We start from the raw sequence: 8,274 nt of genomic DNA, 5'->3' as shown, positions 1-8,274 counted from the left end.
GGTTTTGCTCCACGCTTCCTTCAGACCCCACCTCGCGGTGGCGCCCTTGCGCTTTGCTAACCCTTCGCCGCCATCAGGCTGGGTAGAGGACTTGCACCTCCAAGCTGTCGAACATGCTCGGCACACGAAAAAAGGCCGCTAGGGAGCGGCCCGAAGTTTAGGGAGGAAACGCCCAAGAAGGGCAGCAACACTGCGATGCCAATCGCTATGTTGCATTGCAAAATATAGTTCTTGCCTGAACATTGGGCAAGCTCAAGCGGGCAGCATCGCTGCCCATTTTTGTTGCCGCTGTTGCGCGGTAAATGCATGCCTCTTCCGCCTGCCAACATATCTTGAACCCACCTTCGCGCTTCTTGAGACCAACAAGCTGGAGCCTTTCTACGTCGCGACTGGACTGGCGTCACGGACGAGAATGATAGTCCGAGCTTTCGTGATCGAGGTCTGGCCTATACCGGATACCTTCTGATCGCCGAGAGATGACCGGCAAAATAATTTTATCAAAATCATTTTGTGCGAGCATGCCGAGGATGATCATCGCCACCCCCACGTCCAGCCTGGGACTGTGCGGTTCCTCCCGCTTGTACGAGCGCAATGCCTCTGCGGAGAGCCTGGGCAGACCCTCAGTGGATATTCGCTGACGCAACTCCTGCAAGGTTGTTCCAGGGTCGTCGGGCATGGCTGATCCCGCAGCCAGAAGAGCACGGAATCAATATCAGCGCAGAAGGGCAGGGAAGGCTCCGTTCTCCGTCATACCCAAGAAGAGGGGAATGGGACACGAAGCGATCCGGTCGCAGTGCTCAGAACGTGTTGGACCTCGCAGTCTATGAGCTTTTTCGCTCCTCCTTCCCTGGATAGCCATCAGCATTCTCGCCATTGGTGGGAGATCCGGGCTAGGCGGGGCGCTGCTTCTCCTCTTTTCCGACCGTCTTCCCAAATCTCTATTGCCGACGAGCCTCCCTTCCTTTTGACCCGAGGAGCGGAGCGACCACAAAACAATTGCAATCCGACACCTTTTTTCCGAGATGACGAGGCCGACAGGCCGAAGGCATCTCATCGCCGACGAGCGAAGCGAAGTCGGATTACCGTCGAGCGAAGCGATGACGCGTCGAAGACGAGTGATTGCACGTCGAGGTCCGAGAAGCAGACGAGCGAAGCGAGGAGGCCGAAGGGCTGATGACGGGGAGATTTCCCTAAATCTCATTATAATTACAGATTGTACATTGTTGATTGTAGATTAAAGATTACGCGAAGCATACCTATAGACAAAGTGTCTGTATCGCTAAGACAACCCTTCTGCGAAATCATTCCGGGAAATAACATCGGCAAAAGAATTGCTTCAGATGGCGGTCTGATAACTCCACTAATGATCATCTATATCGACTCAATCGGCGCAAATTTGCCATGCATCACTAATATTGAAATATTTGAAGCCTTATGGTTAAATACTTTTGCTCAAAACATAGATTAAGTCTTTGTAACCTTTGAGAATAACCGGCCATTAGTATCCGACCGGACAATATTTGAACCCTATCTCATTATAATTGGAGACTATTTTATGAATGACATATTTTCGGCGCTGGAACAACAGCTTGCCATCCTCAACGGAACTACATCCTTCATCCCTTCCATCTCGGTGGCTCCCCAGCCTTCTGGCTTGAACGGCATTCCGCCCGTTTCTGACATTACTGTGGCGACCTTCAACCATTTCGACAATGGACCGGCCCACAAGACCAAGTGGAGTTCGTCCCGGTATGCCATGAACCTTCAGTTCTTCACCCAAACTGCCCCGTTCACGCCGTCTGCCGGATTAGCTGCCTGGAAGGGTACCGTTCAACTGCTCGAACCGGATTTCTGGTTCAGCTACGTCGAGTTTAAGCACGATGAAGGCAAGATCGACGCCGAGACCTTCGCCTATCTCAGGGCTGCATACGAGACCACCCTCCGCAACTATCCCGGCAATGTTTTGCTGGGCACGTTCACGGACAAGAACTCTGGGACGCACTACTCGTGGCCGTATTTCGTTCGGTTCTTCTACGACAAATTCGAAGAGGCGAACCTTGAAGTCTGGTTGGATGAGCAGCTTCCCACGATCATCGCCTGGGAGCCGGTGCCGCAAGTTCCCGACCAATTCCTTCCGATCATCCGCAGCCGATACAACCCCCACAACCTTTGGAAATCGGGCCGTCCGATGGGCGGCAAGGGAAAGAAGCACAAGCAATGAGCAAAGCAATCATCGAAGCCATTCTGGCACTGAAAAAGCGTGTCGATGCCCTCGAAGACGAGAACAAGGCACTGGTTGACCTGAACGAAAAAAATATCAGCACCTTCAACGAGAACTTGAAGGTCATCGCTGAGCGGTTTGAAGGCATCGAGACGAAGTTGACCGCGATTTCTGCCCCGACTGTCGTGGATGCCGATGGCGTCGTCACCGAAGTGACCGGTGCCTTGGTCAAAGAGTTTGACGACCTGAAAGCTGTAATCACGGGAGAGGTGAACACGTTGAAGACGTGGTTTCACCAGCACCTTGACGATCACAACGTCAACGGCGGAATGCCCAAGATGCTGACGGGTGTGGCACTGCACGAAGCCATGCAAAGCCTCGGAGGGATGAGCTAATCGTCAAAATGTAAAATAATTTTGGGCGAAATATCAATTTTGGGAGGACGCGACAGTAACCCAGATCATCATGCAGGCCGAAAAATGACTTTCGGCCATGCTGCCTCCATCGCACGGTGGCCAATCTGTGTCCAGGCTGTCCATTGGAACATCTGGGACGGGTTCGGCAATCTCACCGACGAGGTCGGCGACCAGATGGACGCGAACATCCAGGGCAAGTGGGATTTCCACGAGGTTTTCGGGGCGGGATCTTCGAAAACGATGCGGACGCGGTTTCCCTCAGGACGTTCTGGGAAGGGCGGTAATGACGCCGTTCTTCCCGTGCATCAAACCGCGCGTCGTTATTCCTGACGAGCTTCGGCACGTCGAGCCGAGGAGATCACGCACCGGCATCGACATCCACCCGCTGAAGCCTGAGATCAAGGAATGGTGCCAAGAGAACCTTCGGAACCGATACCGAACGCATTTCATCAAGGGAGAAGAACTCGGAAAGATGATCGCAGTCATCGTTTTCAAGGCCGCAAAGGATGCGATGCTCATTCAAAATGAGGTGGCTCTGAAATTGGTCCCTATACGGGGCCTTTTTCGTTTCACCGTTCAGTCCCGATATGGGTAACGAAACCAGCGAATTTCAGACTCAACTTAACTCCGAGTTAGGTTGAGTTGCGCAAAATTTCTTCGAGAATTTCAATAGCTTCTGATCTTCGGCATTCAGCGTAGAAAGCCTCTTGAGCCGGTTTTTTCGTTGCCCTGATAAGTACCGGCATGAGCACCGAAAACAATTTTACGAACCAAGCTTGCGGCACCATCCAGGCTGACACCCGAACCCATTTCAAGGGCTATTCCCTGCAACGGTGGGGCGATTGGGACATTGAGCACCCTGAACGGTACTACCTGTTTTCGGAAACCGAGCTTTCCGATGTCGAAGAGTGGATGGAAGGCAACAGCCTCCCAGGTCACCTTCTTCGAATTAGTCCAACCGGGAGTTATGTTCTGACCCCGGAGAACGAGACCCAGGCAGTTTTGATGAAGATGCGCTGGCATGGAGTCTCCTGTCGATGTCTTTCGACAAGCCGGATGCCTTCTATGAAGGTCGGGTGGCCCGGTTCCTGAAGACCTGGGCCAGAACGTGAAAGGCAGTGACGAACACCGGATCGACTTTCTTTACAGAGCTTTTGGTAAGATCGTCCTCGAAGAGGGATGCCCGTGCGGCGTGGCCTACATGCACGAGGAAGGCGACCAGTGGAAGTTCGTCATGGACGTTCGGCCTGATGCCATCCTGTAGGGATGTTGCAATCTCAGTCAGCCCGAAACGGATGAGCAGGCTTGATAGGTTATTGGCTTCTCTTGCGAAATTTGAATAAAAGAACCCACCTGTGGATTGTTGGGACTAATCCCAAACACCGTCCTGGCTTGACGGACGACAAAAAGATGGTGCTTATAAATTATTGCCTTTGATCGAGGCGAATGAGGGCTGGTCCCTCCTTGAAGAAAATTCTTTAAGGAGAAGTGCGCCTTGCCCGTGAACGAAGTTTCCTTCCTGACCATCAAGATCGACCCGAAGCAGGGCAGCATTGATAAAGCCGCATCCGGGGAGTCTGCCCTACTGGCTCTTGTTGTGATCGCTGCCATGCTGACGGTCGCCGTGACGATCCAGATCATCACGAAGGCCAAGGCCGCACGGCCTGACCAGACCGGCCCCCTGATAGCGAAGGGTAAACGAGTCCTTACCGCAGGGATCGGACATCCGAAACTGGATGTTGACGTACCTTCAAAAAAGCGAACTATAAAACTGCTTCCCGCGAGGGTTCTGAGACGGCTTTAGAGAATTTTTTCTAAGGAGAAGTCCGTCTATGAACCAAGTTCCAGCCATCACCCTCAAGATCGACTTTGTTCGATGGGTGCTTGATGCCAGTGCTTCTGGGGAGACCGCTACCGCGGCACTGGTCATCATTGCATCCACCTTCATTGTGTTCGCCGCGATCAGGTTCGGCTTCCGGCGAAGCTGATGCGGTCGGGAGGTCATCCCGACCGTTCTTTTCTTCCAGTCAAGGAAGCTTTTTATCATGCCGTCTGAGGTTTGTTCCGCAGCAACAATGCGAAAGCAGCACCGGCCAGGAAGCCGATCACGGCGAACAGGACGCCGAACACGGCAAAGGACTGATTCCCACCCGGAAGGAAGTTGCCGTAAATCGGCGGAATAACCAGCAGCACAAGCAAACCGGATACGAGCCAGCGCCAATTGCTTTTCATCTTGAACAGGCAAAAGCCTGCAATGAGCATTGGAAGCCAGATGACGGTTTGCTCGACGTTAATGAACAACAAAGTCTGCATTTTTATTGTTTCCCCTTACAGGCCGGATATGACCATTTCGCAAACCCGTTTGTAATGCATCCGGTAGGCGCTGAACGGGGATAGGTGATGATGACGGGTGCAAAATCCGGTTCGACCTGAACCCGCTCCACGGCCACCGCAGGCGTCGTGGGTGGCCGGTTGAGTAGAGCCAAGACCACGGTCAGCAGGAATGTGACGAAATCAGAAGCCAGCGCATCATTCGCCGGATTTCTTCGCGGAAGCAATCAGTCGGGTGAACAATTCCACCCGTTCCGGATCTGCACCTTCGATGTTGTCATTCTTGGTCAAATTGGTGAAGGCTTCGGGAACCATGTGTCCACCCATCACCAGAGGGCTCGAAACATCGACGGAACCGACATATTCGATCCTACGCACCCGCCCACGACCCTTGGGAGCCATCTTGCGGAATTTATGGACGATCATGCCGCCCATCAGGATCACGTCGAAAGTCTCCTCCTGCCCGTCAAACCAAACAAAGTCGATGAAGCTCCGGAGGGCTGCCGACAAACGTGCCCTCAGTTTGTATTTCTCGTCATCCGTTAGGGTGCTGCCCTCAAGATCCGCGCGAAGCTGCTTGATTGCGGCTTCGCCACCGCCTCTGTAATCTTGTTGTGACTCAAGGTCGGCCTTGAGTTCCAACAGACCCTCCATCTGCTCCTTGGCCTTCCTAACCTCGTTGACGACTTCCCGGAGGTTCTTCCGGTAAACATCCAGAAGCGGATCGTCTTGGTCGGTGAGCGAAAGCTCATGGACCATGCGGTTCTGACGTTTCTCCAATTCACCGAGCTTGAACACCACGGTGCCGATTTCCTTGCCTGTGTTCTGGATCTCCGACTCTTCATCCGTTCTGGCAAAGATCTCGTGCAGTTTGTATTCCGGCACATGATCGAGAATGGCCTTCTCGACTTCGTCATAGTTCCAACGGCCTACTCCGGTGCAACCGCGTTTCGCGTCGGCATTGGAGCAGACGAGATACCTGTACATCCTCCCAGCGTCGGGTCTCCCTTCCGACACTTGGCTGGTTTTAATCCTCATGCGCTCGCGGCAGTGGTTGCACTCGGCGATGTCGTCGAGCAAGTTCGACAACAGCTTACCCTTCGCACCGGCCTTGGATTTCTTTCGTGCTACCTGTGCTCTCAGCCAGACATCCTCATCAATGACCGGAGGATAGTCCCCTTTAAACTCCTCACCGACTTTGACCTTCTTACCGTCCTCGTCAACGGCTCCGTACTGACGGAAGCCCAGGACTGCCCGGTTGGTCAGGATGTTGTAGACGGTCGTCGGGTGCCAGCCCTTACGTTTCTCGACCTTCTTGCCCACAGCGTTGTCCCAGAGGGGCTCTTTGCGCTCGTTGAGCATTCTGGAAATCGTGTAGGCACCGACCCCGGCCATTGTCAGGTTGAATATTTCCTTGACCACGTTCACTCGGTCGTCATGAGTTTTGTACGTGCCAGTTTTTGGATCGAGATAGAGCCAGGACGGGCAGATTGCTCCGTTGACACGTTTCTCGCGACGACCGACCCAGGACTCTCTTACCCGGAATGCTTTCCTTTCGCTTTCTTCGTTGGCTCGGCTCATGACAAAGAGCGAGCCCATCAGATCCATATCGTTGACGGTTTCCGGGTCGTAGATTTTGTTGTCCGTAACGGTGCCAATCTTGATCCCAGCATTCAGGAGGTTGAGGAACCAGGGGAGGGCGATACGCGGTTTCTCACGCGAAATTCGATCCAAGGACTCCACGATCAAGATCGAGCCCTTCCGAACTTTCCCGTCATTGACTGCCTGGAGAAAGTCGGCAAGTGCCCCTTCAAGCTTATTCTTGCCTCGATACGCAGAGACACCGAAATCGTGGTAGCTTTTGACCAGCCGATAACTGTGGTTCTGGGCGAATTTTTCGGCTCCGGTTTTTTGGCGACGCGTCGAATCGCCCTTCATCTGGCCCCGTGTGGAAAACCGTTCGTAGGAATAGGCGAGGGGCATTTCGGGTTCGTTCTGGTCAGGTTGATCGGGCATGAGGTCCACCACATCGCTTTGTGGTGTTATTCATACACTAGAGAAACCTGTTCCGTAAGACCGATACCAACCGTCAGGCGGACCTGGTCCGCGTGCTGCTGTCGGTGCCGCTGCGCAGCGCCGGCACCTGATGGGTGTCGGCTGGAATCGTTAAGGGACGAGCAAGGACTTTAAGAGCTTGATCACCATTCCGGCAAGATTGGCTTCAGTCCAAGCTTTGCCACATTCTGTTCAGCTTTCAGAGAGGTTTTGAACAGTATATCTCATGACATGAAGAGGAAGGCACGTAGCCTCCCTCCTGTCGTAGGTGATGATCATGAAGATCTTCCGTCTTGTTTCCGGTACTGCCGCGGCTCTGGCGCTGGTCACCGGCCTGGCTGCCGCTCAACCGGCTGCAGCGCGGGATCGCCTGTCTCCCGGTGCCGCCGTGGCCCTCGGGGCTCTGGGAGGTCTTGCCGTCGGTGCTGCCGTTGGAGCTGCCGTCGCCCAGCCTCAGCCTCCGGTTGTCTATCGGGCTCCTCCTCCGCCCCCGCCGCCGGTTTACGTCGAAGAGCAGGCGCCGGTCTATTACGAGCGCCCGGTTCGTGAAGTTTATGTAGAGCGCTGCACGACCGAGCGTTATCGGGAATGGGTACCTGGCTGGGGCTGGGAGCACCGGTCCCGCAGGGTTTGCCATTAAGGCATCGTGCAGAACCGAAGGTCCGCACCGGCGAAAAGCGGACCCGGTTTTCCGCATTCGACGATCCGCTCTTCACGAAGGGAGCATTGGTTGGATCCCAAAAGGCATATCCACTTTTGGATCCGATGCTGCAGTTTCGAGATGGCCCGCTTCCGGCGGGCCTTTTCTTTTCCGGTCAGGCAACCCGGATTCCGCCTCCGCGTTGATCGCATGTAACCTTATGCGAGCTTAGCCATGACCAGCACACCGAAAGATCAGGCCGGTTCCGATCAGACGAAGCTGAATCCCGGCGATCAGGCCGAGCCGGGAACTCCTGGAGCGGGCGAGAACGTTTGCCCCGAATGCAAGGGCAGCGGCCGCATTGGCGTCACGCCATGCCCGATCTGCGGCGGTACAGGCACGATCATCGAGGGAATCGGCGGCGCCTAGTGTTCTGTCACTGACGAGTGATTCCGAAATCCGATCCGACGTGCGATCCTGCTCTGATGGGCAAGATCGAACGCATTGAGGTTCCCGCCGCTGATCGAGATCGCTTGGAGAGCTTGGTCGGTGACCGCAACACATCCCAGAAGGTCGTCTGGCGGGCTCGGATTGTTCTGCTGGCTGGTGAG

11 protein-coding genes are annotated in these 8,274 nt (G+C 54.4%); 7 read left to right on the top strand and 4 right to left on the bottom strand.

Annotated elements, in window-relative coordinates:
- Positions 1-400: 400 nt before the first annotated feature.
- Positions 401-676, bottom strand: coding sequence for a hypothetical protein (locus tag FS320_RS33430; protein ID WP_152716717.1), 276 nt, complete (start codon positions 674-676; stop codon positions 401-403).
- 879 nt (positions 677-1,555) lie between these two features.
- Between FS320_RS33430 and FS320_RS33425 the strand changes: the two genes are divergently transcribed.
- From FS320_RS33425 to FS320_RS33415, 3 genes are all read left to right on the top strand, one after another.
- Positions 1,556-2,221, top strand: coding sequence for a hypothetical protein (locus FS320_RS33425; RefSeq protein WP_152716716.1), 666 nt, complete (start codon positions 1,556-1,558; stop codon positions 2,219-2,221).
- On the top strand, positions 2,218-2,616 hold the full coding sequence (locus FS320_RS33420; RefSeq protein ID WP_152716715.1) for a hypothetical protein: 399 nt from the start codon (positions 2,218-2,220) through the stop codon (positions 2,614-2,616). Before FS320_RS33425 ends, FS320_RS33420 begins: the two co-directional genes overlap by 4 nt.
- Before the next feature lie 304 nt (positions 2,617-2,920).
- Positions 2,921-3,232, top strand: coding sequence for a hypothetical protein (locus FS320_RS33415; RefSeq protein WP_152716714.1), 312 nt, complete (start codon positions 2,921-2,923; stop codon positions 3,230-3,232).
- Positions 3,233-3,327: 95 nt separating this feature from the next.
- On the opposite strand, the gene FS320_RS33410 is transcribed toward FS320_RS33415, so the two are convergent.
- Complete coding sequence (locus FS320_RS33410) at positions 3,328-3,660, bottom strand: hypothetical protein (RefSeq protein ID WP_152716713.1); 333 nt, start codon at positions 3,658-3,660, stop codon at positions 3,328-3,330.
- Between the two features lie 478 nt (positions 3,661-4,138).
- Between FS320_RS33410 and FS320_RS33405 the strand changes: the two genes are divergently transcribed.
- Together FS320_RS33405 and FS320_RS45440 are read left to right on the top strand one after the other, a co-directional pair.
- Positions 4,139-4,441: a hypothetical protein gene (locus tag FS320_RS33405; RefSeq protein ID WP_152716712.1), complete on the top strand. Its 303-nt coding sequence runs from the start codon at positions 4,139-4,141 to the stop codon at positions 4,439-4,441.
- Between the two features lie 28 nt (positions 4,442-4,469).
- Positions 4,470-4,625: a hypothetical protein gene (locus FS320_RS45440; protein WP_153885361.1), complete on the top strand. Its 156-nt coding sequence runs from the start codon at positions 4,470-4,472 to the stop codon at positions 4,623-4,625.
- 55 nt (positions 4,626-4,680) lie between these two features.
- Here the strand turns inward: FS320_RS45440 and FS320_RS33400 are convergent, their stop codons facing one another.
- Both FS320_RS33400 and FS320_RS33395 read right to left on the bottom strand, forming a co-directional pair.
- Positions 4,681-4,950 carry a hypothetical protein gene (locus FS320_RS33400; protein WP_152716711.1) on the bottom strand — a complete coding sequence of 90 codons (270 nt, stop codon included), beginning with the start codon at positions 4,948-4,950 and terminating at the stop codon, positions 4,681-4,683.
- A 216-nt stretch (positions 4,951-5,166) separates the two neighbouring features.
- Positions 5,167-6,984: a recombinase family protein gene (locus FS320_RS33395; RefSeq protein WP_152716710.1), complete on the bottom strand. Its 1,818-nt coding sequence runs from the start codon at positions 6,982-6,984 to the stop codon at positions 5,167-5,169.
- 316 nt (positions 6,985-7,300) lie between these two features.
- Between FS320_RS33395 and FS320_RS33390 the strand changes: the two genes are divergently transcribed.
- Both FS320_RS33390 and FS320_RS33385 read left to right on the top strand, forming a co-directional pair.
- Positions 7,301-7,663 carry a hypothetical protein gene (locus FS320_RS33390; protein WP_244627555.1) on the top strand — a complete coding sequence of 121 codons (363 nt, stop codon included), beginning with the start codon at positions 7,301-7,303 and terminating at the stop codon, positions 7,661-7,663.
- A 234-nt stretch (positions 7,664-7,897) separates the two neighbouring features.
- Positions 7,898-8,092: a hypothetical protein gene (locus tag FS320_RS33385; protein WP_152716709.1), complete on the top strand. Its 195-nt coding sequence runs from the start codon at positions 7,898-7,900 to the stop codon at positions 8,090-8,092.
- Positions 8,093-8,274 lie beyond the last annotated feature (182 nt).

Source organism: Microvirga tunisiensis (assembly GCF_009296175.1).
In the GTDB taxonomy this organism is placed as follows: domain Bacteria; phylum Pseudomonadota; class Alphaproteobacteria; order Rhizobiales; family Beijerinckiaceae; genus Microvirga; species Microvirga tunisiensis.
Note: the sequence above shows the minus strand (reverse complement) of the source record. Positions and strands in the feature narration are given on the sequence as shown.

Excerpts from the sequence above, each read along its gene's own strand:
- FS320_RS33430 (WP_152716717.1), bottom strand. The coding sequence starts at position 676 with ATGCCCGACGACCCTGGAACAACCTTGCAGGAGTTGCGTCAGCGAATA.
- FS320_RS33425 (WP_152716716.1), top strand. The coding sequence starts at position 1,556 with ATGAATGACATATTTTCGGCGCTGGAACAACAGCTTGCCATCCTCAAC.
- FS320_RS33420 (WP_152716715.1), top strand. The coding sequence starts at position 2,218 with ATGAGCAAAGCAATCATCGAAGCCATTCTGGCACTGAAAAAGCGTGTC.
- FS320_RS33415 (WP_152716714.1), top strand. The coding sequence starts at position 2,921 with ATGACGCCGTTCTTCCCGTGCATCAAACCGCGCGTCGTTATTCCTGAC.
- FS320_RS33410 (WP_152716713.1), bottom strand. The coding sequence starts at position 3,660 with ATGCCAGCGCATCTTCATCAAAACTGCCTGGGTCTCGTTCTCCGGGGT.
- FS320_RS45440 (WP_153885361.1), top strand. The coding sequence starts at position 4,470 with ATGAACCAAGTTCCAGCCATCACCCTCAAGATCGACTTTGTTCGATGG.
- FS320_RS33400 (WP_152716711.1), bottom strand. The coding sequence starts at position 4,950 with ATGCAGACTTTGTTGTTCATTAACGTCGAGCAAACCGTCATCTGGCTT.
- FS320_RS33395 (WP_152716710.1), bottom strand. The coding sequence starts at position 6,984 with ATGCCCGATCAACCTGACCAGAACGAACCCGAAATGCCCCTCGCCTAT.
- FS320_RS33390 (WP_244627555.1), top strand. The coding sequence starts at position 7,301 with ATGAAGATCTTCCGTCTTGTTTCCGGTACTGCCGCGGCTCTGGCGCTG.
- FS320_RS33385 (WP_152716709.1), top strand. The coding sequence starts at position 7,898 with ATGACCAGCACACCGAAAGATCAGGCCGGTTCCGATCAGACGAAGCTG.